General features: G+C 60.4%; 19 protein-coding genes. 10 read left to right on the top strand and 9 right to left on the bottom strand.

Features of this window, described 5'->3' with window-relative positions:
- Positions 1 to 19: 19 nt before the first annotated feature.
- The gene (gene metG, locus HU743_RS05565; RefSeq protein WP_186647476.1) at positions 20 to 2,071 is read right to left on the bottom strand and encodes a methionine--tRNA ligase; all 2,052 of its coding nucleotides are present in this window, start codon (positions 2,069 to 2,071) and stop codon (positions 20 to 22) included.
- Between the two features lie 326 nt (positions 2,072 to 2,397).
- Between metG and apbC the strand changes: the two genes are divergently transcribed.
- Positions 2,398 to 3,492, top strand: a complete 1,095-nt coding sequence (gene apbC, locus HU743_RS05560) for an iron-sulfur cluster carrier protein ApbC (RefSeq protein ID WP_186550059.1) — start codon at positions 2,398 to 2,400, stop codon at positions 3,490 to 3,492.
- A 130-nt stretch (positions 3,493 to 3,622) separates the two neighbouring features.
- Here the strand turns inward: apbC and HU743_RS05555 are convergent, their stop codons facing one another.
- Positions 3,623 to 4,381: an SDR family oxidoreductase gene (locus HU743_RS05555; protein WP_186647474.1), complete on the bottom strand. Its 759-nt coding sequence runs from the start codon at positions 4,379 to 4,381 to the stop codon at positions 3,623 to 3,625.
- A 163-nt stretch (positions 4,382 to 4,544) separates the two neighbouring features.
- Here HU743_RS05555 and HU743_RS05550 point away from each other — a divergent pair, with 163 nt between their 5' ends.
- The 4 genes from HU743_RS05550 to groL all read left to right on the top strand — a co-directional run bounded on the left by HU743_RS05550 (position 4,545) and on the right by groL (position 8,063).
- The gene (locus HU743_RS05550; protein WP_186647472.1) at positions 4,545 to 5,270 is read left to right on the top strand and encodes a HugZ family protein; all 726 of its coding nucleotides are present in this window, start codon (positions 4,545 to 4,547) and stop codon (positions 5,268 to 5,270) included.
- Positions 5,271 to 5,341: 71 nt separating this feature from the next.
- A complete protein-coding gene (locus HU743_RS05545) occupies positions 5,342 to 5,818 on the top strand; it encodes an FxsA family protein (RefSeq protein ID WP_090285827.1) in 477 nt (158 codons plus the stop codon).
- Positions 5,819 to 6,076: 258 nt separating this feature from the next.
- Positions 6,077 to 6,370, top strand: coding sequence for a co-chaperone GroES (locus tag HU743_RS05540; protein WP_057723898.1), 294 nt, complete (start codon positions 6,077 to 6,079; stop codon positions 6,368 to 6,370).
- Positions 6,371 to 6,419: 49 nt separating this feature from the next.
- Positions 6,420 to 8,063 (top strand): chaperonin GroEL, encoded by a 1,644-nt coding sequence (gene groL / locus HU743_RS05535; RefSeq protein WP_186647470.1) that lies wholly within the window; start codon positions 6,420 to 6,422, stop codon positions 8,061 to 8,063.
- A 189-nt stretch (positions 8,064 to 8,252) separates the two neighbouring features.
- Here groL and HU743_RS05530 read toward each other — a convergent pair whose 3' ends face one another.
- Entirely contained in the window at positions 8,253 to 8,996 is a 744-nt protein-coding gene (locus HU743_RS05530) for a phosphatase PAP2 family protein (protein WP_186647468.1), read from the bottom strand.
- A 221-nt stretch (positions 8,997 to 9,217) separates the two neighbouring features.
- Between HU743_RS05530 and colR the strand changes: the two genes are divergently transcribed.
- The 5 genes from colR (at position 9,218) to HU743_RS05505 (ending at position 12,943) form a co-directional block, all read left to right on the top strand.
- Positions 9,218 to 9,889, top strand: coding sequence for a two-component system response regulator ColR (gene colR, locus HU743_RS05525; protein WP_186622274.1), 672 nt, complete (start codon positions 9,218 to 9,220; stop codon positions 9,887 to 9,889).
- A complete protein-coding gene (locus HU743_RS05520) occupies positions 9,889 to 11,172 on the top strand; it encodes a HAMP domain-containing sensor histidine kinase (protein ID WP_186550069.1) in 1,284 nt (427 codons plus the stop codon). Before colR ends, HU743_RS05520 begins: the two co-directional genes overlap by 1 nt.
- A gap of 152 nt (positions 11,173 to 11,324) precedes the next feature.
- On the top strand, positions 11,325 to 11,993 hold the full coding sequence (locus tag HU743_RS05515; protein ID WP_186550071.1) for a class I SAM-dependent methyltransferase: 669 nt from the start codon (positions 11,325 to 11,327) through the stop codon (positions 11,991 to 11,993).
- A 3-nt stretch (positions 11,994 to 11,996) separates the two neighbouring features.
- Positions 11,997 to 12,713 (top strand): lipopolysaccharide kinase InaA family protein, encoded by a 717-nt coding sequence (locus tag HU743_RS05510; RefSeq protein WP_186647466.1) that lies wholly within the window; start codon positions 11,997 to 11,999, stop codon positions 12,711 to 12,713.
- Positions 12,714 to 12,715: 2 nt separating this feature from the next.
- On the top strand, positions 12,716 to 12,943 hold the full coding sequence (locus HU743_RS05505; protein ID WP_186633814.1) for a hypothetical protein: 228 nt from the start codon (positions 12,716 to 12,718) through the stop codon (positions 12,941 to 12,943).
- 237 nt (positions 12,944 to 13,180) lie between these two features.
- On the opposite strand, the gene HU743_RS05500 is transcribed toward HU743_RS05505, so the two are convergent.
- The 6 genes from HU743_RS05500 to HU743_RS05475 form a co-directional block, all read right to left on the bottom strand.
- Complete coding sequence (locus HU743_RS05500; protein WP_186647464.1) at positions 13,181 to 16,207, bottom strand: multidrug efflux RND transporter permease subunit; 3,027 nt, start codon at positions 16,205 to 16,207, stop codon at positions 13,181 to 13,183.
- 13 nt (positions 16,208 to 16,220) lie between these two features.
- A complete protein-coding gene (locus tag HU743_RS05495) occupies positions 16,221 to 17,369 on the bottom strand; it encodes an efflux RND transporter periplasmic adaptor subunit (protein WP_186647462.1) in 1,149 nt (382 codons plus the stop codon).
- Between the two features lie 233 nt (positions 17,370 to 17,602).
- Entirely contained in the window at positions 17,603 to 18,703 is a 1,101-nt protein-coding gene (locus HU743_RS05490) for a DUF1513 domain-containing protein (RefSeq protein WP_186647460.1), read from the bottom strand.
- A 14-nt stretch (positions 18,704 to 18,717) separates the two neighbouring features.
- Positions 18,718 to 19,782, bottom strand: a complete 1,065-nt coding sequence (locus HU743_RS05485) for an imelysin family protein (protein WP_186647458.1) — start codon at positions 19,780 to 19,782, stop codon at positions 18,718 to 18,720.
- A gap of 27 nt (positions 19,783 to 19,809) precedes the next feature.
- Positions 19,810 to 21,237: a di-heme oxidoredictase family protein gene (locus HU743_RS05480; RefSeq protein WP_186647456.1), complete on the bottom strand. Its 1,428-nt coding sequence runs from the start codon at positions 21,235 to 21,237 to the stop codon at positions 19,810 to 19,812.
- A 317-nt stretch (positions 21,238 to 21,554) separates the two neighbouring features.
- On the bottom strand, positions 21,555 to 22,907 hold the full coding sequence (locus HU743_RS05475) for an imelysin family protein (protein ID WP_186647454.1): 1,353 nt from the start codon (positions 22,905 to 22,907) through the stop codon (positions 21,555 to 21,557).
- Positions 22,908 to 23,036: the final 129 nt, after the last annotated feature.

Raw genomic sequence — 23,036 nt, 5'->3', positions numbered from 1 at the left:
ATCGATTTACCGCAAGGTCTTACTTGATGCGTTGACCTGGCTTGGCGCCGCTGTCTGGGCTCAGCAGGTAGATTTCTTCACCGCCGGGGCCAGCCGCCATCACCATGCCTTCGGAAATGCCGAACTTCATTTTCCGTGGCTTGAGGTTGGCGATCATCATGGTCAGGCGACCGTCGAGTTTCGACGGATCCGGATAAGCGCTCTTGATCCCGGAGAACACGTTACGTTGCTCGTCACCGATATCCAGGGTCAGACGCAGCAGCTTGTCGGCGCCCTCAACGTGTTCGGCCTTGACGATCAGCGCCACGCGCAGGTCGATGGCGGCGAATGCGTCGAAGTCGATCTCCGGCGACAGCGGATCCTTGGCCAGCTCGCCGTTGCCCGCAGGTGCGGCGGCGCCGGTGTCAGTCTGGCTGGCGGTCAGGTCTTCTTTCGAGGCGTCGGTCATGGCTTGTACTTTTACCGGGTCGATGCGGGTCATCAACGGTTTGAATTCGTTGAGCTGATGGTTGGCCAGCAGGGTGGTGTGGTCGTTCCAGGCCAGCGGTGCGACGTTGAGGAACGCCTCGGCATCGGCGGCCAGCAGCGGCAGTACCGGTTTGAGGAAAATCACCAACTGGCGGAACAGGTTGATGCCGGTGGCGCAGATCGCCTGGACTTCATCCTGTTTGCCTTCCTGCTTGTTCAGCGACCACGGTGCCTTGTCGGCGATCCACGCATTGGCGCGGTCGGCCAGGGCCATGGTTTCGCGCATGGCACGGGCGAAATCGCGGGCTTCATAAGCGTCGGCAATGCCGGGCGCGGCGGCGAGGAAGGCCTCGGTCAGCTCCGGCGCGGCATTGTTGTCGACCAGCAGCCCGGCGTTGCCCTTGTGGATAAAGCCGGCGCAACGGCTGGCGATGTTGACCACTTTGCCGACCAGGTCGGAGTTGACCTTCTGCACGAAGTCTTCGAGGTTCAGGTCCAGATCGTCGACGCCACGGCCCAGTTTGGCCGCGTAGTAGTAGCGCAGGTATTCCGGCGAAAGGTGATCCAGATAAGTCCGGGCCTTGATGAAGGTACCGCGCGACTTGGACATCTTCTGGCCGTTGACGGTCAGGTAGCCGTGCACGTTGATTGCGGTCGGCTTGCGGAAGCCCGCGCCTTCGAGCATCGCTGGCCAGAACAGCGCGTGGAAGTTGACGATGTCCTTGCCAATGAAATGGTACAGCTCGGCGGTCGAATCCTTGCCCCAGAACGCGTCGAAGTCCAGCTCCGGCGTGCGGTCGCAGAGGTTCTTGAAGCTGGCCATGTAGCCGATTGGCGCGTCCAGCCACACGTAGAAATACTTGCCGGGCTCGCCCGGAATCTCGAAACCGAAGTACGGCGCGTCGCGAGAAATGTCCCACTGTTGCAGGCCGGCATCCAGCCATTCCGACAGCTTGTTGGCGACAGCGTCTTGCAGGGTGCCGCTGCGAGTCCAGGCCTGCAGCATTTCCTGGAAGTCCGGCAGTTTGAAGAAGAAGTGCTGGGAGTCCTTGAGCACCGGGGTGGCGCCGGAGATCGCCGACTTCGGATCCTTCAGGTCGGTCGGTGCGTAGGTTGCACCGCATTTTTCGCAATTGTCGCCGTACTGGTCTTCGGTGCCACATTTCGGGCAGGTGCCCTTGATGAAGCGATCGGCCAGAAACATTTTCTTTTCCGGGTCGAAATACTGGGTGATCGAGCGCTGGGCGATGTGCCCGGCGTCACGCAGCTTGAGGTAGATCTGGCTCGACAGCTCACGGTTTTCTTCGGCGTGAGTGGAGTGGAAGTTGTCGAAGTCGACCAGGAAGTCGGCAAAGTCGGCGCTGTGTTCAGCCTGCACGTTGGCGATCAGTTGTTCCGGGGTGATGCCTTCCTTTTCCGCACGCAGCATGATCGCCGAACCGTGGGCGTCGTCGGCGCAGACGTAAATGCATTGGTTGCCGCGATGCTTCTGGAAGCGCACCCACATATCGGTCTGGATGTATTCCAGCATGTGGCCAAGGTGGATCGAACCGTTGGCGTAGGGCAGGGCGCTGGTGACGAGGATCTTGCGTGGCTCGGACATGGGGCTTCGCTACTTGATGAAACGGAGGTCGGCCACTATAAAGCGCCGGCGCATATTTTTCACCCCTGCGCACCTGTTTCCGGATGCGCCAACTGCAGTAACTGGATGGACTGACTGAAAGATATTGTGGCGAGGGAGCTTGCTCCCGCTCGGGTGCGCAGCAGCCGCGATAAGGATTAACTGACCAGTACAGCGGCGGCTTCGCCATCCAGCGGGAGCAAGCTCCCTCGCCACAGAATGTATTTGGCTATAAATCTCCTGAACACGAATGAATCTGCGCGGTACGATAGCCGCCATTCTTTCCAGTCTTGTTATCGGAGTTGCCCATGAGCGCCGTCACTCGCGCAGCGGTGGAAGCCGTCCTCAGCCAATACACCGACCCCTACCTGAACCAGGACCCGGTCAGCGCCGGTTGTGTGAAAAACATCGAGATCGTCGGTGATCGCGTCAATGTGCAGATGGAAATCGGTTATGCCGCCGGCCTGTTCAAGAGCGGTTGGGCGCAACTTCTGCAACTGGCCATTGAAAACATCGAAGGCGTGGTGATTGCTCGCGTCGAAGTGACCAGCGTGATCGCCGCGCACAAGGCCCAGGCGCAGATTCCGGGGCTGGCCAACGTCAAGAACGTGGTCGCGGTGGCGTCCGGCAAGGGCGGCGTGGGCAAATCGACCACCGCCGCCAACCTCGCGCTGGCGCTGGCCCGCGAAGGCGCGAAAGTGGGCATTCTCGACGCCGATATCTACGGCCCGAGCCAGGGCATCATGTTCGGCATTCCCGAGCGCACCCGCCCGGAAGTCAAGGATCAGAAGTGGTTCGTGCCACTCAAGGCCCATGGCGTGGAAGTCATGTCCATGGCGTTCCTGACCGACGACAACACGCCGATGGTCTGGCGCGGGCCGATGGTTTCCGGGGCGTTGCTGCAACTGGTCACACAAACCGCGTGGGGCGACCTGGACTATCTGGTGATCGACATGCCGCCGGGCACCGGTGATATCCAACTGACCCTGGCGCAGAAAGTCCCGGTGGCGGGCGCGGTGATTGTCACCACGCCGCAGGATCTGGCGCTGCTCGACGCGCGCAAAGGCGTGGAAATGTTCCGCAAGGTCAACATTCCGGTGCTGGGCGTGGTGGAAAACATGGCGGTGCACATCTGCTCGAACTGCGGCCATGCCGAGCATTTGTTCGGTGAAGGCGGCGGTGAGAAACTGGCGACCCAGTACGGCGTCGAATTGCTGGCCTCGCTGCCGCTGTCGATGCTGATCCGTGAGCAGGCCGACGGTGGCAAACCTACGGTGATCGCCGAGCCGGACAGCCAGATTGCCATGGTCTATCAGGAACTGGCCCGCCACGTTGGCGCGCGCATTGTGTTGCAGGAAGCGGCAACGCCGGCGATGCCGAATATCACCATCAGCGACGATTGACCCATCAGCAGCGCTGAAAAACCTGTGGGAGCGAGCCTGCTCGCGAAAGCGGTGTGTCATTCAACTATCAGTTGTTTGATACGACGTCTTCACGAGCAGGCTCGCTCCCACAGTTGTTTTGTATCGTCGGTTAGATCCGCAACCCGCCATCCATCTCCAGAATCCGCCCGGTGTAATAGTCGTTTTCGAAGATGTACGCCGCCGAATGGGCGATCTCTTCCGGCTTGCCCATGCGCTTGAGCGGAATCCCCGAAGTCATCTTTTCCAGCGCTTCCGGCTTCATCCCCAGCGTCATCTCGGTTTCAATAAAGCCTGGAGCAATGCCCGCCACCCGAATGCCGTAGCGCGCCAATTCTTTCGCCCAGGTCACGGTTGCCGCCGCCACGCCGGCCTTGGCTGCGGAATAGTTGGTCTGGCCAACATTGCCCGCACGAGAAATGGACGAAATGTTGATAATCGCGCCGCTATTCTTCAACTCGACCATTTTCGCCGCCACCTCACGGGTGCAGAGGAAAACGCCGGTCAGATTGACGTCGATCACCGCCTGCCACTGGGCCAGGCTCATCTTGGTCATTTCGCCATCCTTGACCTTCAACAGCAGGCCATCGCGCAGGATGCCGGCATTGTTGATCAGACCGTGAATCGCGCCGAAATCGGCGGCGACCTGAGCAACCATGTGCTCGACCTGTTCTTCATTGGCGACATTGCACAGGTAGCTGCGCGCTTCGACACCCTTGGCTTTGCAAGCGGCCACGGCATCGTCGAGTTTTTCCTGGCTCAGATCGACCAAGGCCAGTTTCGCGCCTTTGCCGGCGAAATACTCAGCCATGGAACGGCCCAAACCCTGGCAACCGCCGGTGATAATGATTACTTTGTCGTTGAGTTGCATTCGCATGTCTCGCTGGCAGGTCTGAGTTGTTTTTGTTGTCGGCAACGCTCGCTCGGCACCGGTCCAGGCCAGGTTGCCCATGAGTATTACCCGATGCGTGCTGGTTACTTTTATCCGCGCGCCTGTCCGTTTTCTAGACGGAATCCATTTAAGGAGTCATAAATTGAGCGTTGAAGTGGCGAAGAATGCCCGAGAATTGCTTCTCAAGGAATACCGCGGAGTGCTGTCGACCCACTCCAAGTCGATGCCGGGTTTTCCGTTTGGCTCCGTTGTGCCGTATTGCTTGGACGAGCAGGGCCGTCCGCTGATCCTGATCAGCCGCATTGCCCAGCACACGCACAATCTGCAAAAAGATCCGAAATGTTCGATGCTGGTCGGCGAGCGTGAAGCCGACGACGTGCAGGCTGTCGGCCGTCTGACTTATCTGGCCGAAGCGCAAAAGCTGGAAGATCCTGCCACCATCGACGCCGCCGCCGAGCGTTATTACCGTTACTTCCCGGATTCGCAGAACTATCACAAGGCCCATGACTTTGATTTCTGGGTGCTCAATCCGGTGCGTCACCGCTACATCGGCGGTTTCGGTGCGATCCACTGGGTTGAGAATCTGACCCTGGCCAATCCGTTCGCCGGCAAGGCTGAGATCAGCATGGTCGAGCACATGAACAGTGACCACGCCAAGGCCATCGCCCATTACGTCGAACTCGCCGGGTTGCCGAGTACCGTGCCGGCGCAACTGGCCGGGATCGACAGTGAGGGTATGCACCTGCGCATTGGTCAGGCAGTGTATTGGTTGCCCTTCGCAGCTCCATGTAATACGCCGACACAAGTACGCGAGGCCTTGGTTTCTCTGGCTCACGCCGCATCCTGGCCAAAAAATACGGCAGATTAAGCTTGAATTCACGCAAGGGCGACGTCATCTAAGGCTTACTGCAAGGCATTTCTTGCGTTGAGGAAACTTTGATGCGCCCTTTTCTGTTGCTCTTTCTGCTGTTTCCAGTGCTGGAGCTGTTCGTATTCGTCAAAGTGGCAGGGGCGATCGGGTTTTTCCCGGCCCTGCTGCTGATCATTGTCGGCTCGATGTTCGGTGTGTTTGTGTTGCGCATCGCCGGTCTGGCCACGGCACTGCGTGCCCGCGAAAGCCTGAACCGCGGCGAACTGCCCGCACAAACCATGCTCGAAGGCCTGATGCTGGCACTGGCCGGTGGCCTGTTGATCATTCCGGGCTTCATCAGCGACGTGGTGGGTCTGGTGATGCTGTTGCCGTTCACCCGTCGTCTGCTGGCAAACAAAATGCGCCAGCGCGCCGAAGACCAGGCCATGCGCCAACGCGCCTTCGCCGACGACCTGCAACCGCGTGGCGGTCCTGCGCCGCGCGAGCCGCTGGGACGCGAGCCGAATGTGATCGAAGGCGAGTTCGAACACCGCGACCACAAGTAACCTCTGCATCGACACGGCACCTTCGGGTGCCGTGTTCGTTTGGGCACTTTTTTACGCTGCCGCGATGAAAAATTTTTTCCGTCAGCCCTTGTAATCGGCTTGTACGCCCCTATGTATCGGTCACCGAAAGGTTTCCGGTATTCAAACCGGACAGACTTGCGCGGTTCGCTCGACGGACCGCAACCGGCGCAGGCCGGATTCGTTAAACCCGCCGGGACTACACCGGCCGATGAAAACCACAATTAGGAGAGATCGACAATGAAGCTTCGTCCTCTGCATGACCGCGTCGTTATCCGTCGCAGCGAAGAAGAAAAGAAAACCGCTGGCGGTATCGTCCTGCCAGGTTCGGCTGCTGAAAAAGCCAACCACGGTGTGATTCTGGCTGCGGGTCCAGGCAAGGCACTGGAAAACGGTGAAGTACGTGCGCTGGCCGTGAAAGTGGGTGACAAGGTTGTTTTCGGCCCTTACTCCGGCAGCAACACTGTGAAAGTCGACGGCGAAGACCTGCTGGTAATGAGCGAGAACGAAATTCTCGCCGTTCTGGAAGACTGATTTCCCGTTCATTTTCCCGTTACTACAAAGTATTTAAGGAATATCGATCATGGCTGCTAAAGAAGTTAAATTCGGCGATTCCGCCCGCTCCAAGATGCTCAAAGGCGTCAACGTTCTGGCTGACGCGGTAAAAGCGACCCTGGGCCCGAAAGGCCGTAACGTGATCATCGAGAAAAGCTTCGGCGCTCCGACCATCACCAAGGATGGCGTTTCCGTAGCAAAAGAAATCGAACTGGAAGACCGTTTCGAGAACATGGGCGCGCAGCTGGTCAAAGACGTTGCCTCCCGTGCCAACGATGACGCAGGCGACGGCACCACCACCGCTACCGTTCTGGCTCAGGCAATCGTCAACGAGGGCTACAAGGCCGTCGCTGCCGGCATGAACCCAATGGATCTGAAGCGCGGCATCGACAAGGCAACCATCGCCATCGTTGCCGAGCTGAAAAAACTGTCCAAGCCATGCGCTGACACCAAGGCTATTGCTCAGGTAGGCACCATCTCTGCCAACTCCGACAGCTCCATCGGCGACATCATTGCCGAAGCCATGGAAAAAGTCGGCAAAGAAGGCGTGATCACCGTTGAAGAAGGCTCGGGCCTGGAAAACGAACTGTCGGTTGTAGAAGGCATGCAGTTCGACCGTGGCTACCTGTCGCCGTACTTCGTCAACAAGCCAGACACCATGGTTGCCGAGCTGGACAGCCCGCTGATCCTGCTGGTCGACAAAAAAATCTCCAACATCCGTGAAATGCTGCCAGTACTGGAAGCCGTTGCCAAAGCCGGCCGTCCGCTGCTGATCGTTTCCGAAGACGTTGAAGGCGAAGCCTTGGCGACGCTGGTTGTGAACAACATGCGTGGCATCGTCAAAGTCGCGGCCGTCAAGGCTCCAGGCTTCGGCGACCGTCGCAAGGCCATGCTGCAGGACATCGCTGTTCTGACCGGCGGTACCGTGATCTCCGAAGAGATCGGCCTGAGCCTCGAAAGCGCCACCCTGGAAAACCTGGGTAGCGCCAAGCGCGTGACCATCTCCAAGGAAAACACCATCATCGTTGACGGTGCTGGCGTGCAGGCAGACATCGAAGGCCGTATCGCTCAGATCCGCGCCCAGGTTGCCGAAACTTCCTCGGACTACGACCGTGAAAAACTGCAAGAGCGTCTGGCCAAGCTGTCCGGCGGCGTTGCAGTGATCAAGGTTGGCGCCGGTTCCGAAGTTGAAATGAAAGAGAAGAAAGCCCGCGTTGAAGACGCCCTGCACGCAACCCGTGCAGCCGTTGAAGAAGGCGTGGTGCCTGGCGGTGGCGTTGCGCTGATCCGTGCTCTGGAAGCCTTGACCGGTCTGACCGGCGACAATGCTGACCAGAACGTCGGCATCGCGGTGCTGCGTCGCGCTGTTGAAGCGCCGCTGCGTCAGATCGCTGCCAACTCCGGTGACGAGCCAAGTGTTGTCGTCAACGAAGTGAAGAACGGCAAAGGTAACTACGGTTACAACGCCGCTTCCGGCGAATACGGCGACATGATCGAACTGGGCATCCTGGACCCAACCAAGGTGACTCGTTCGGCGCTGCAGGCAGCATCCTCCATCGGCGGTCTGATCCTGACCACTGAAGCGGCGATCGCTGAAGCACCGAAGAAAGAAGGCTCGGCTGGCGGCGGTATGCCAGACATGGGCATGGGTGGCATGGGCGGCATGATGTAAGCCAGCCCTGGCCCTGTAACGCAAAACCCCGCCTGCGCGAGCAGGCGGGGTTTTTTATTGCCCAGATTTCAGCTTCACACCGATCCCCTGTAGGAGTGAGCTTGCTCGCGATAGCGGTGTGTCATTCAAATAGTCAGTACTGACACACCGCTATCGCGAGCAAGCTCACTCCTACATTGAATGCGTGTTTCAGGCGTTGATCGGGTGTGGATTCATTACCGTCGCAGCCTTGCTCGCCGGACGATAAAGCACCCAGTAATACGCCCCCAGACAAATCAGCCAGCAGAAAATTGCCGTCCACACGTTGTGCGAAAAGAAGTGCGCGCCCTGCACCATGCGGCTGATCGAGAACACCGAACCCAGCGCAAAGGCAAACACGAACGCCTGCCGAGCCAGTCTTGGACGACGGTCGCGCAGCACGAAAAACAGCGCAAACAGTGTGAACCCGGTCGCCGCATGACCGCCGGGCCAGCACCGTCCCGGCTTGTCGGTGGCCGGACGATGTTCCATCAGTTTGCTGTAGGTTTCATGGCCGCCGAATTGCTCCAGGCTCCACGGGCATTGCACCGCGGTCACCGCTTTGACGGGCGTCACGAACGAGGTGGCCAAACCGAGCGACAGCACCAGGCAACCCAGTTCGCGCTTGAACGGCTTGAGCCGGTCGAGGAAAAAAGTGCCGACGAAGCCAAGGATGGCAAACACCGAGAACGCGATCACCACCTGTTTGGCCCGGTCATGCAGGATGTCTTCGAGGAAGTAGCTATGGCGTCCGATAAAATCACCGGCAACCGGGTCGTAGAACAGGCGCGCCAAGGTCATATCCAGATCGGTCAGTTCCAGCAACACCAGCATGATCGCCGCGGCGATGGGAATGCCCAGGCACAGCCACAAATTCAAAGGCCTGGAAATGGGGCGGGCAGAGGTCGTTACCATGGGGTTTTTCCTGGGTCGGTCAGTGTGTTCTAAGTGCGCAACCGCGCGGAGTCTGCCGCCCTCGGCGTCGGCGAATCGTTAACCGAAAGTGAAAAAAGCGTTGCGTGCCGCAATCAGCATCTTTCTCGCGAAACAACCCGACACATGCCTAGCTCTGGGCCACACTTGGCCGTAAGCTGCGCGGGCCAAGACGGCCGCTACCCCGTTCGGAGGAGGTACCCATGCGTATTCTGCTGGTTGAAGACAACCGCGACATCCTGGCCAATCTGGCCGATTATCTGGGCCTCAAAGGCTATACCGTCGACTGCGCACAAGACGGCCTGTCGGGCCTGCATCTGGCGGCCACTGAGCATTACGACCTGATCGTGCTCGACATCATGCTGCCCGGTATCGATGGCTACACCCTGTGCAAGCGTCTGCGTGAAGACGCCCGGCGCGACACCCCGGTGATCATGCTCACCGCCCGCGATCAGCTGGATGACCGTTTGCAGGGATTCAAGTCCGGAGCCGACGATTACCTGATCAAGCCCTTCGCCCTGTCGGAGCTCGCCGCGCGTGTCGAAGCCGTGATGCGCCGCGCCCAGGGCGGCGGACGGCGTGCCTTGCAGGTCGGTGACCTGAGCTACGACCTCGACACCCTGGAAGTGACCCGCGACGGCAAGCTGCTGAAACTCAACCCGGTTGGCCTCAAATTGTTGGCGGTGTTGATGCAGAAAAGTCCGCACGTCTTGCGCCGGGAAATTCTCGAAGAGGCCTTGTGGGGCGATGATTGCCCGGACAGCGACAGCCTGCGCAGCCATGTCCATCAGTTGCGCCAAGTGATCGACAAACCGTTTGCCAAGCCGCTGCTGCACACCGTGCACGGAGTCGGTTACCGCTTGGCCGATGCCTGATGGAGTTCAGGCAAAGTCTTTCCCAGCGGATCATCATTGCCTTTGCGCTGATGAGCGCGCTGGTGGCGGGGGCCTTCGCCATGGGCATCGTCGCGACGGTGCACCTGGTCGAAGAAAAACTGATCTCGGCAGGCTTGGGCGGTGACCTCCAACGCCTGCTGTTGATGGACAACGTCTCGGACTGGAGCCATCGGCCCGAGCCGGATCAGTTGTTCTATTTCAGTGGCGGCCCCGGTGATTTCGAGCTGCCCAAGGACCTGCGTCATCTGGATTCGGGTTTCCACGAAGTCTTTCGCGAGCAACTGTCCTATCACGCAATGGTCGAGATTGTTGATGGCCGTCGTTACGTGCTGCTGCAGGATCAAAGCGATTTCGAAGAGCGCGAGCGCGTGCTGTTCGCCGTCGTCCTGGTGGGTTTCGTGCTCAGCCTGGCACTGGCGGTGTTTCTCGGCTGGGTACTCGCGCGCAAGGTGATGGCGCCGGTGGTGCGCCTGGCGCGCCAGGTCCGCCATCGCGACCAGTTGCTCGGGCTGGCGCCACCCTTGGCGCCGGATTACGCGGCTGACGAGGTCGGTGAGTTGGCAGTAGCGTTCGATGCCACGTTGGGGCGCTTGCGTCAGGCATTGACGCGTGAGCGCCTGTTCACCAGCGACGTCAGCCATGAGTTACGCACGCCGTTGATGGTGTTGGCCAGCTCGTGCGAACTGCTGCTGGAAAATCCGGGTATCGACCAGCGCGGTCGGGCTCAGGTGGAGCGCATTGCTCGAGCCAGTGAAGAGATGCGCGAGCTGGTGCAAACCTTTCTGATGCTGGCCCGCGCGCAGAACGAAGAACCTGGCGCGGCACCGCAGCAAAACCTCACGCAGGTGGCGCAAAGCTTGCTCTGCCTGTGGCGTGAGCCGATCGAACGCAAGGGCCTGACATTGATGTTCGAGCCGGGCAACCCAGCGGATAGCCGTTACAACGCGACGTTGCTCAACGCGGTCATGGGCAACCTGCTGCGCAACGCGCTGCATTACACCGAACAGGGTTTCATTCGCCTGACGCTCACTGCCAACGGCTTTATCGTCGAGGATTCCGGCGTTGGCATCCCTGAAGAAAAGCGCGAGGCGATGTTCGAACCGTTCGTGCGCGGCAGCGAAAAACGCGGCGAGGGCCTGGGGCTTGGCCTGTCGCTGGTGCAGCGCATCTGCGAAAACCAGGGCTGGACCGTGAGTCTCAGCACGATGGAGCCCAATGGCTGCCGATTCGAGGTAGATCTTGGCGGGAATGGACGCAAATAGTCGCTTCAGGCTACTCCCGCCCACCTGTCTAAATCCTGTATAACGTTGTAATAATTTGTCGGTTTACCTTACATTTTTTTCACAATTGGATGACCTGACGCTGACACGCCACTGATTAAGGTGGCGTCATCAGACATTCAGGAGTCCAGATGATGGCCGACCCGATCAAGCTCGATTTTTCCGAAAAGTACGACGACCAGCACGCACAGCGATACCTGCGCAAGCACAAGGAAAGTCTGGGCCGTCGTCTGTCCCACTGGCGCGATGAGCAATTGGCACGCAAGGCCCTGGCGCTTGCGGGTGACCCTGGCCTGGTGCTGGATCTGCCCTGCGGTGCCGGGCGGTTCTGGCCGCTGCTGGCAGAAAAACCCAACCGGGTGATCATCGGCGCGGACAACTCCGAATCGATGATCAAAACGGCGTTGCAAGGGCAACCGGCCGATGTGGTAAAGCGGGTTCAGCCGTTGCACACCTCGGCGTTTGATATCGCCCTGCCGGATAACGCGGTCGACAGCATTTTCTGCATGCGTTTGCTGCACCATATCGGTGAGTCCGAGCACCGTCAGGTGATCCTGCGCGAGTTCGAACGGGTAACTCGCGACAGTGTGATTGTTTCCTTGTGGGTCGACGGCAATTTCAAAGCCTGGAAGCGCAAGCGCGCCGAGCTGGATCGCCCGAATCGCGACTACCAGAATCGTTTTCTGATTCCGGCGGCGACGATCGAAAAAGAATTTGAACAGGCCGGTTTCCGCATTCAGGAACAACTGGACTTTATTCCGCTCTATGCGATGTGGCGGGTTTACGTATTACGCAAGAGGTAGAGGATGGCAGTGCAAGCAGCGGTTGAAGCGGATGTCGCAGCACAGGATCGTTTCGATTACTACTGGAACCAGCGTGGCGAATGGGTTGAAGAACCCAACGTGCGGCGCGGTGGCGAAAGTGGTGTGCAACGCGTGGTCGGGCGTGACGGCCAACTGCTGTACGCCAAGCGCCAGACGGGGCACATCTACCGCAGTTGGCTGCACCCGTTCGGCCGTCCGACCGTATTGCGTGAACTGGATGCGCTGACCGGCGTCAGCAAGCTGGGCGTGCGCGTCCCCGAGATCGTGTTTTGTGGTGCACAGCCTGATCCGCAGCACAAATGGCGCGCGTTGCTGGTGACCAGGTCCCTCGACGGTTTCCAGGAGCTGGAGCACTGGCTGGCCGCTGCTGGCGGTCGCGATCAGTGTGGCGACGGAATCTTTGAGCGGGTGCTCAAGGATCTGGCCGAGAATCTGGCACGCATGCACAAGGGCCGCTGGCAACACAGCTGCATTTACATCAAGCACGTATTTGTCCGGGTGACCGGTGAAGGCGAAGCGGCCAAGGTCGAAGTGGCATTGATCGATCTGGAAAAATGCCGTCAGCGTCTGACCGCCTATCGCGCAGCGCAGCATGACATGAAGCAATTGCGGCGCCATTCGTCGTTCCGCGAAGCCGACTGGAAAAAACTCGTCTATTTTTATGAGACGGCGTTTGGCAGCGCTTTCAAAGGTTTATAGCGATGAAACTCGAAATTGCACGAGGTATGTTCCTGGTAGGGGCCTTGGCAGTTGCTTCTCTGGCGGTGGCGGCCTGGGAGCAGCCGCGCATGCAGGTCATCGGCGCGTCTGAAACAGACGCTCACTGCGCGGTACCACGGGTGGCGAAGGCCTCCGTGGCAACCCAGCCAGATCATGATCTGCTGTTGTTCATGTTTGGTCTGTCGCAAGGGATGAGGCCAGCCAGTTGAAACGATCGAAGCCCACCTAAAAGGCCTCGCAAATGCGAGGCCTTTTTTATGGATCTGTAGGAGCTGCCGAAGGCTGCGATCTTGATCGTTCCCACGCTGCGCGTGGGAACGCAGCCCGGGACGCTCTGCGTCCCATTGGAACGCGGAGCGTCCCTTGAGGCGTTCCCACGCAGAGCGTGGGAAGGATCAATCCCCTGTGGGAGCGGGCTTGCTCGCTCCCACAGGGGGACACAGGTGTTATTTGGGATCCGGTTTCGCCAGGAACGTATAGACGCACGGTAAGACAAACAGCGTAAACAGCGTACCGATCGACATCCCCGTGGCAATCACCATGCCGATATCAAAGCGGCTGACCGCACCCGCCCCGGTCGCCAGAATCAGCGGCACCATGCCGAACACCATCGCCGCTGTGGTCATGAGCACCGGGCGCAAGCGAATCGCTGCGGCTTCTTCCACCGCCTCTCGCGCCGTCAGGCCCTTGTCCTTGCGCAACTGGTTGGCGAACTCGACGATCAGAATGCCGTGTTTGCTGATCAGGCCAATCAGCGTCACCAACCCGACCTGGGTGTAGATGTTCATGCTCGACCAGCCGAGGAACAGCGGAATCAGCGCGCCGCAAATCGACAGCGGCACGGTGACCAATATCACCAAAGGATCGCGGAAGCTTTCGAACTGCGCCGCCAGCACCAGAAAAATGATCGCCAGCGCCAGGGTGAAAGTCACCCACAAGGCGCTGCCTTCCTGCACGTACTGTCGCGAGGCGCCGCCATAGTCGAAGGCAAACCCGGCCGGCGCTTCTTCCCTGGCGATCTGCAGCACAGTGTCGATGGCTTCGCCCATGCTCACCAGCGGGAAGCCGGAAATCTTCGCCGCGTTGAGCTGCTGGAACTGATTGAGCTGGCGCGGCCGCGCACGGTCGCTGACCTTGATCAGGGTCGACAGTGGCAGTAACTCGCCCTTGGTATTTTTCACGTAGTAATTGTTCAGCCATTCCGGATTGTCGCGGTAGGCTCGCTCGACCTGCGCGATCACCTTGTAGCTGCGCCCGTCGATGGTGAAACGGTTGATTTCCGCCTCACCGAGCAATGTCGCCAGCGTGCCGCCGAGGTCGAGCATCGACACACCCATCTGCGCGGCCTTGGCGCGGTCGATATCGACTACCACTTCCGGTTTGTCAAAGGCCAGGTCGAGGTCGACGAAAGCGAATTTGCCCGATTCCATGGCGCGTTTCTTGATCCGGTCGGCGACTTGCAGCAGCAGCTCATAGTCGTTGGCGGTATTGACGACGAATTCGAACGGCAAGCCTTCACCGGTCCCGGGCAGGGAGGGCAGGTTGAAACCGAAGATCTGCAAGCCGGAAATGCCTTCCAGTTTGCTCTGCACCTCGGGAAGAATTCCCATCTGTGTGCGGCTGCGCTCGTTCCATGGCTTGAGCAGGAAACCGCCGATCCCGGCCTGCACGCCGTTGTAGCCGTTGATCTGGAACGAGGAGTAGTACTCGGGAAACGCTTTGAAGATGGTAATGAATTCGTCGGTGTAGGCGCTCAGGTACTCAAGGTTGGTCGGCTGCGGCGCGCTGGCCATCATGAAAATGATGCCCTGGTCTTCGTCCGGCGCCAGTTCCGACTTGGTGAACTTGAGGAACACCGGGATCAGGCACAACACGATCAGCGCGAACACCAGCACCACCGGGCGGGTGTTGAGCGTGCCGTGGAGCATGCTTTGATAGCGGCGCTTGAGGCCGTCGAAGATGCGGTCCAGGCGATGGGCCAGGCCGCTGGGGTTTTCTTCGTGGCGCAGCAAGTAGGCGCACATCATCGGCGACAGCGTCAGGGCGACGATGCCGGAAATCACCACCGCGCCGGCCAGGGTCAGCGCGAACTCCTTGAACAGCGCCCCGGTCAGTCCGGTGAGGAAACCGATCGGCGCGTACACCGCCGCCAGGGTGATGGTCATCGATACCACGGGCATGGCTATTTCCCGGGCGCCTTCCAGCGCAGCATCGAACGGCGTCTTGCCTTCTTCGATGTGCCGATGGATGTTTTCCACCACGACAATCGCATCATCCACCACCAGACCGATGGCCAACACCATCGCCAGCAGCGTCAGCAGGTTCATCGAGTACCCCATCATCTGCATGAAGAACATCACGCCGATCATCGACAATGGAATGGTCACCACCGGGATCACCACCGAGCGCAACGCCCCGAGGAACAGGAACACCACGACGATAACGATCAGCACTGCTTCGAACAGGGTTTTCACCACCTCGTCGATGGACGCCTGAATAAACAGCGTGGCGTCGTAGGCGATTTCGCTTTTGAGGTTTGGCGGCAGCTGTGCCTCCAGCTCGGGCATCAGCTTGCGCACTTCCTTGATCACGTCCAGCGGGTTGGCACCCGGCGTGGCCTTGATGCCGATGTACACCGAGGGCGTGCCGCCGAACGAACTGATCGTGTCGTAGTTTTCCGCGCCCATTTCCACCCGCGCAACATCGCTGAGCAGCACGCGGCTGTCGCCATCGACCTTGAGCGGAATCGCCGCAAAGGCTTCGGCGGATTTCAGTTCGGTGTTGGCGTTGATGCTGGTGACGGTGTATTCACCTTTCACTTCGCCGGCAGCGGAGAGGAAGTTGTACTGGCGCACCGCAGCGGTCACGTCGGCGGCGCTGAGGCCGAAGCCGGCGAGTTTCACCGGGTCAAGCCACAGGCGCATGGCGAACACCTGGTTGCCGAGAATTTCCGCTTCGGCCATGCCCGGCAGGGTTGCCAGTTTCGGCTGGATCACCCGGGACAGGTAGTCGGTGATCTGCGGGTTGCTCAAATCCTTGCTGAAGAAGCTGATGTACATCAGCGCCGAGGCGTCGGCGGACTCTTTGCTCAGCACCGGATCTTCGGCGTCCTGGGGCAGCTTGTTCTTGACCTCGTTGGCCTTGGCCAGCAACTCGGTAAACAAGCGGTCAGTGTTGGCACCGATGCGTGCGTAGATCGAGATCGTCGAGAAGTTCTGCCGGCTGACCGAGGTCATGTAGTCAATGCCTTCGGCGCTCGCCAGGCTCTGCTGCATCGGCTGGGTGATATAGCCCTGAATGGTTTCCGCGTTGGCCCCGGGGTACGCCGTGGTCACGGTGATCAGGGCGTTTTCCATTTGTGGATATTGGCGCAGCGGCAGCTTGCTCCAGGCCTGGAAGCCCAGCAGCACAATCAGCAGGCTGACCACGGTGGCCAGCACCGGGCGGCGGATGAACGGATCGGTAAAAGCCATGGGGATTCCTTGATCAGTCGGCGCGGGGCGGACTGTTCTGCTCGCCGAGGGTCTTGTCGGCGCTGATGGCAATACGCGCGCCGTTGTCCAGTTTGATCTGGCCGGCCGTCACTACCTGCTCGCCGTTCTGCACGCCCTTGTTGATCAACACCAGGCCATCACGGCGTTCACCGGTTTCGATGAAGCGCCGTTCGGCGATCAGCACCGGTTGGCCCTTGTCGTCTTTTTCGACGCTGCCGTCCTCGGCCTTCTTCTGTGCGACCACGTAGACCGAGTTGCCGTAGAGCGTGTAAGTGATTGCGCTTTCCGGCACCACGATGTGTTGCTGCTGATCCGGCAGCAGCACCTGGAGGCTGGCGAACATGCCCGGCAGCAGTTTGCCGTCGGGGTTGGCCAGGGTGGCGCGGACCAGAATGTTGCGCGTGGTGCTTTCGACGATCGGGTTGATCGCGCTGATCTTGCCAGCGAAGTTCTGCCCGGGGTACGCGGCGACGCTGATCTGTACGGGTTGGCCGACGGCGAGTTTCGGCACCGATTGTTCGGGCACGTAAAAGTCGGCGTAGAGGCTGCTCAAATCCTGCAACGTGGCAATTCGGGTACCGCTGGCGAGGTAGTCGCCGACGTCGACCTGACGGATGCCGATGGTGCCGCTGAAGGGCGCGAGGATGCGTTTTTTCGCCAGTGAGGCGTTGAGCTGATTGACCGTGGCCTTGTTCTTTTGCAGCACGGCGGAGAGACGGTCGTATTCGCCCTTGGAGATGGCGCGGCTGTCGACCAGTTGGCTGCCCCGCGCGAAATCCAGTTGCGCCAGCCCGAGGTCAGCCCGGGCGGTTTCCAGCAGAGCGGTTTCGACGGCGCTGTCGAGTTGCAGCAACGGTTGCCCGGCCTTGACCTTCTGTCCGGATTCGAATTTGAGCTCGGTGACGGTGCCGGCGACTTCCAGACTCAGCTCCACGCCTTGCAACGCCTTGAGCGTGCCGACGGTGGGCAAGCGCATCTGCCACGGCTGTTCGCTGGCATTGGCGACGGCGACACTGATCGGTGGCTTGGGCTTGGAGAAGCCCTGGATCATCGTGTAGATCGAAAAGGCCTTGTAACCGCCCAGTACCAGGACGATCAGCAAAACAACACCCAACATGATCAGCATGCGGCGACGCAGCATATGTCCAGTTCCTTGGATAAATCATGAGACAGGCGGGCACATTACTCCGAGTGCAGGGGGGATTCCAACTGGCAGTTGTTACAGGTGCTGCACACCGGAACCCTGTGGCGAGGGAGCTTGCTCCCGCTGGGACGCGAAGCGGCTCCTCTTTTTGTGCAAAAGCAGGGCCTGCTGCGCAGTCCAGCGGGACGGTGCGACGATTCGACAAGCTCCCTCGCCACAATTGGTGGTGCCTAGGCCATCAAGTGAAGATGGTTGTCCCAGAGCCCCGCCGGCAATTCCAGCGGCTTGGCCAGCAACTGATCCTGACGGCAATCGTAGTAGCGGCAACGGCCCTGTCCCGAGGTCACCACGAAACCGTCCGTCACCGCACCGACGCCAGCGCAATCCGGCAACGGCGCATCAAGGCGAACCTCTGCGCTGTCCAGATCCCAGATAAAGAAGCGGTTGCCGCGCGGAGCGGTCAGGGCGACCAGACGCAGCTCGCTGTGCACGGCGACGCTGGCGGTGTAATGCCCCATCGCCTGCAACTGGTGTTCGGCTACCGGGAACGCCACAAACGGTTGCCCTGGCCGCTTGATCGCCAACAGCTCCGAGCGCTCGTGGGACGGGCCCATGAATTGCTGGCCGGCGACGATGGTGCCGTCTTTGGCGATGCCCAGATGGCGCACGCTGTTCATCTGCTGGGCAAGGGTTTCCTTGCTCAGCAGCGTACCGTCGCGTTGCATCAGGACCAGGCTCGGCTCCATGGCGTCGAGGTTCATGTCGACGCGGCTCTCCGCCTCGGTGCGAATCCCGCCGTTGGCCACCACCAGCGTCTCGCCGTCAGGCATCCATGACACCTGATGCGGACCGAGGCCGTGGGTGGAGATCTCGCCTGTGTGCAGCAGCCGTTCGCCGTCGAACTTGTACACCCCGAGCAAACCACGGCCAGGATCGGTCGTGTCGTTTTCAGTGGCGTACAGGTATTCGCCGTCCTTGTGCACCACGGCGTGGCCGTAAAAGTGCCGGTTCGGCTGCGACGTCACGGTTTGCAGCAGCTTGCCGTCGCGCAGGTCGATCAGGTAACTCTCGGTGCCCGGACGCCGTGCGACGAACAGCGCCAGCGGCTGCGTCGGGTGATTGATGATGTCGTGGCAACGCTGGCCGACGTGGGTGGCGAACACCCGCGTGCCGTCGAGGCGATAGCCGACCGCGTAATGCTTGCCATCGGTGTCGTCGCGCGCCGACAGCAACAGCGGGCTCTGATCCTTGCGTTTGAACAGCGTCCAGCCGCCCAGCGTCACTGCTCCCAGCAGTGCACTTCCTAAAGTCAGCACCTGACGTCGCAGCATGGCACTCGCCCTCATCAGTCACCGTCGTTGGCGTTGAAGCCCAGTTGGATGCCCAGCGCCTTGGCCAGCTCGCCTTCATGCAGGCGATGGACGACGTTGAGGCTGTCGTAAATGTCGTTGAGCTGCTGGCGACCGGCGTCGTCCTGAAGCATTTCAGTCAGCGAACGCTGGGTGCTGTCGAACAGCTTCAGCGACGCGGCATAAGCGGCGTCGATCTTGTCGGCCAAGGGTTTTTGCTCGGCGGGCAACAGACCGCGCAGACCTTTGTTGTCGACGCCTTCCCAGACGGTTTTGGCGGCGGCAAGGCTGGCTTCCAGCGCCGTCAGCGACGACTGGCTGCGCCACGCATCGGCCTGGAACGGTTGCGGCACGCCTTTGCTCTGACGGCCCATCGGCGTGCCGAGTTTTTTCTTCAAGGTGTCCAGCGCTGTCACTTGTACGCGCAGCAGATCGGCGATCGCTTCGTGGGAGTCGGCATAGCGCTGGTTAGGGAATTTGCTCATCTGCGCGAGCATGCCGTCGGTGTTGTTCCAGCCTTGCAGGATCTCTTCGGCCAGTTGCTTCTGACGTTCGCCGATGGCGATCAGCAGCGGGCAGTACTTGGCTTTCTGCGCCTCGTTGGCGACGTCAGGCTTGGCATCGAACAGGATGTATTCGTAGGCCGACAGGCCTTGCACCACGACGCTGGATTTGGCCAGGGCGGCGGCATCGATCTGCGGCTGGGCGGTGACCAATTGCTCGACCTGACGGCCGACGAGGTTTTTCTTGTCCGGCCAGAACTGCACCTGCCACGAACGGTTGCCTTCGGCCAGCGGGCCGATCAGCAGCGGTTGCAGCTCGGCCCAGGCTTTCTGCGCATGCAGGAAATCGGCGCGGGCGGTTTCCAGGGTTTCCTTGCCCTGGCAGTAGGCGAGGGCGCTGACCGCCAGTTGCTTGTCGGCTTCGACCCAGCGGGTGTAGGTCGGCAGGATCACCGATTTGGCGATGGCCGCCGAGGTGACCGCTTGCGGATCCTGCGGCGTGCAGGCGCCGAGGGCGAGCGCGGCAAGGCTGGTGAACAGTAACTTGGGACGGAACATGTCGGGCTCCCGATGCTTTTTCAGAATTTAAAGTGAGTTCAGAAACGCCAGCAGCGCAGCGCGTTGCTCGGCATTGAAAGACAAAACCTGTTGCTGCGCCGCCGTCGCTTCGCCGCCATGCCACAGCACGGCTTCGAGCAGATTGCGGGCGCGACCGTCATGCAAGAATTGCGTGTGGCCACTGACCGCTTGCGTCAGGCCGATCCCCCACAACGGCGGCGTGCGCCAGTCGCGGCCGGAGGCCTGGAATTCACTGCGGTGATCGGCCAGACCTTCACCCATGTCATGCAGCAGCAAATCGCTGTACGGACGAATCACCTGGTTGGCCAGTTCGGGTTCGGCGGCATTGGCGGCGGTGGTGTATTTCGGCGTATGGCACGACTGGCAACCCGCCTGGAAGAACAGATTCTTGCCGGCCAGCACCTGCGGATCGCCGACGCCACGGCGCGCCGGGACCGCCAGGTTGCGGCTGTAGAACAGCACCAGCCGCAGGATGTTATCGCTGACTTCCGGTTCGCCGTCCGGACCGTTGCCGTTCGGCGCCTGTTTGCAGGCGGTTTGCGCGTCGGTGCAGTCGTCGAACGGCCGCAGGCTGGTGGTCAGGCCCATGTCACCAGAGAACGCGTGAACGTTCTGTTGATTGAGGTTCGGTTGCCCGGCCTTCCAGCCGAATCGACCGATGACGGTTTTCTGTAACTGATCATCCCAGACCCGGTTGGGCCGACCGTTGATGCCGTTTTTCGCTTTGGCCTGGGCAGCGGCGTTGGCAAGGATCGCTTCTTCCGTAATGGCTTCGAGCAGGCCCAGGCCGATCATCGGCGGCGCGACCCGCGCGGAGAAACGTGTGTCCGGGTGCATCGGACCGTAACCGAGCTGAGTGATCTGCAGCGTCGGCTTGCGCAGCTCGACCTCGGTGCCATCCTTGAAGCGCACCGGCACCGGCGTGTAGTCGACCCGCACTTTGCCTTCCGGGGCGACACCGGGCACGGCCATGTCCTGGAACTGTCCGCCATAGACCGGCTCCGGCACCACGCCGAGCTGCTCGATGACCTTGGCATAGGGCGGCGCGTCGGGAATCGACAGGCGCACCAGCATCGACACCGCATTGGTTGCATCAGGTGCGGGCGGATGACCGCGACCGTCTTTGATATGGCAGTTCTGGCAGGCGTTGGTGTTGAAGAGTGGGCCGAGACCGTCGCGCGCAGTGGTGGTCGATGGCGCGATCACCCAAGGGCTGCGAAAGAAACTGTTGCCGACACTGAAATCCACCCGCCGCGACGGCGGCAGGTTGGCCGAGGGCAGGGAGAAGGCGTTCTGATCGCTCTTGCGCACGGTCGCTGCACCGCCCGAACGCGCTTCGCCGGGCTCGGCCTCGGTAAAGCGCGGGGCGTCATCGCAGGCACTCAGGCCCAGGGCCAGCAACAGTGCGGACAAGCGAAGCGGCAACGACGGCATCAGACATCCTGCAAACGGGCGAAAACAAAGGCGCAAAGTCTAACAGGGCGAGGGGGATTGAATAAGAGGAATTATCGTTTGCTTGATACAACGCAAATCTGCAGACCGATGTAAAACCCCTGTAGGAGTGAGCCTGCTCGCGATAGCGGTGTCTCAGTTACGAATTCATCAACTGACAGTCTCCTATCGCGAGCAGGCTCACTCCTACAGGGGGCGATGAACATCAGACATTTAGTGGTGATCCCACAAGGATCAGTGGTGCGGCAGGTATGAAAAAGGCGACCCGAAGGTCGCCTCTTTTGACGCGCACGCTTCGATCAGAACTCGTGATCGGCGTTGTCCGGGTTCAGGTCGCTGATGCCCAGTTTGCCAGCCGCGGCTTCGATCGAGCCGGTCTGCTTGACCAGTGCGGCGATGGCGTCGCGAACGATCTGGTTGCCCGCGGTGTTGCCGGGAGCGATCAACTGGTCGTAATGCTCACCCTTGTTGGCGTGATCGACCATGACCTGGATTTTCGCTTCGGTCGCGGCCAGATCGGCTTTCAGTGCGCTGTCGGCGGCCGGGTCGGCCTTGGCCACCAGCGACGACAGGCTGGCGCCGGTCAGCTTGGTGCCGTCCACACGGGTGTACTCGCCCAGATAAACGTTACGGATACCCTTGGCGTCGTAGAAGTGCGAGTAGTGGGTGTTGTCGCTGAAGCAATCCTGTTCGTCTTCAGGCGAGTTGGCTTCCAGGGAAACCTTCATGCGCTCGCCGGCCAGTTCACCCAGCGACAGGCTACCCATGCCGAAAAGCATTTTGCGCAGGCCGCTTTCGCCAGGCTCGGCTTCCAGGGTGGCGCGATAGTTGTCGGCCACGTTCGGTTTCCAGTTGCCGACCATTTCTTCCAGATCGCTGACCAGCAGTTGGGTCACGGCTTTGAGATAGGCACGACGACGCTCGTTGTGACCGCCAGTGGCGCCGGCGCCTTCCAGGTAGTCCGAGGCTGGACGGTTGCCAGCGCCAGGGCCGGTGCCGTTGAGGTCCTGGCCCCAGAGCAGGAACTCGATGGCGTGGTAGCCGGTGGCGACGTTGGCTTCGGAGCCGCCCAGCTCGTTGAGGCTGGCGAGTTTCTCCGCGGTGATGTCTTTGACGTCGACCTTGTCTTCGCCGACTTGGACTTCTGTGTTGGCGATGATGTTGGCGGTGGCACCCGGGTTACCCAGCGCGTGCTCGTAGGATTTGTCGACGTAGTCGATCAGGCCTTCGTCCAGCGGCCAGGCGTTAACCTGACCTTCCCAATCGTCAATGATGGTGTTGCCGAAGCGGAACACTTCGCTTTGCAGATACGGTACGCGCGCGGCGACCCAGGCAGCCTTGGCGGCTTTCAGGGTGTCGGCGTTCGGTTTGGCGAGGAACGCGTCGATGGCGCTCTGCAGGGTTTTCGCGGTGGATTCGGCATCGCTGTAGACGGCGAAAACCATGTCGGCGTAGTGCGCGACCACAGCCTTGGCCGCGGCGTCGTCGACTTTACCGGCAGCAGGAGCAGGCGTAGCGGCTGGGGCTGGAGCAGCGCTGCTGGAAGCCGGCGTCATCTCTGAGGCTTTTTCTTTGTCCTTGCCTTCGCCGCAACCGGCGAGGGAAATAGCGATGGCCAGCAGACTGGCGGTAGCCAGAGGCATACGAATCATGGCGAACATCCTGCTTCGGTAGTTGAGTGGACTGGCGCCGGGGGCGCGCGAAACTGCGACATAATGCAAATCTTTCGCATTATGTGTAAAGGGAGTGTCTGGAAATATTTCTTATTTGCGCTTAAAGAT

Source organism: Pseudomonas sp. SWRI99, from assembly GCF_014270125.1.
Taxonomy (GTDB): domain Bacteria; phylum Pseudomonadota; class Gammaproteobacteria; order Pseudomonadales; family Pseudomonadaceae; genus Aquipseudomonas; species Aquipseudomonas hamedanensis.
The sequence above is the reverse complement of the archived record's forward strand: the minus strand, read 5'-3'. Positions and strand labels throughout refer to the sequence as shown.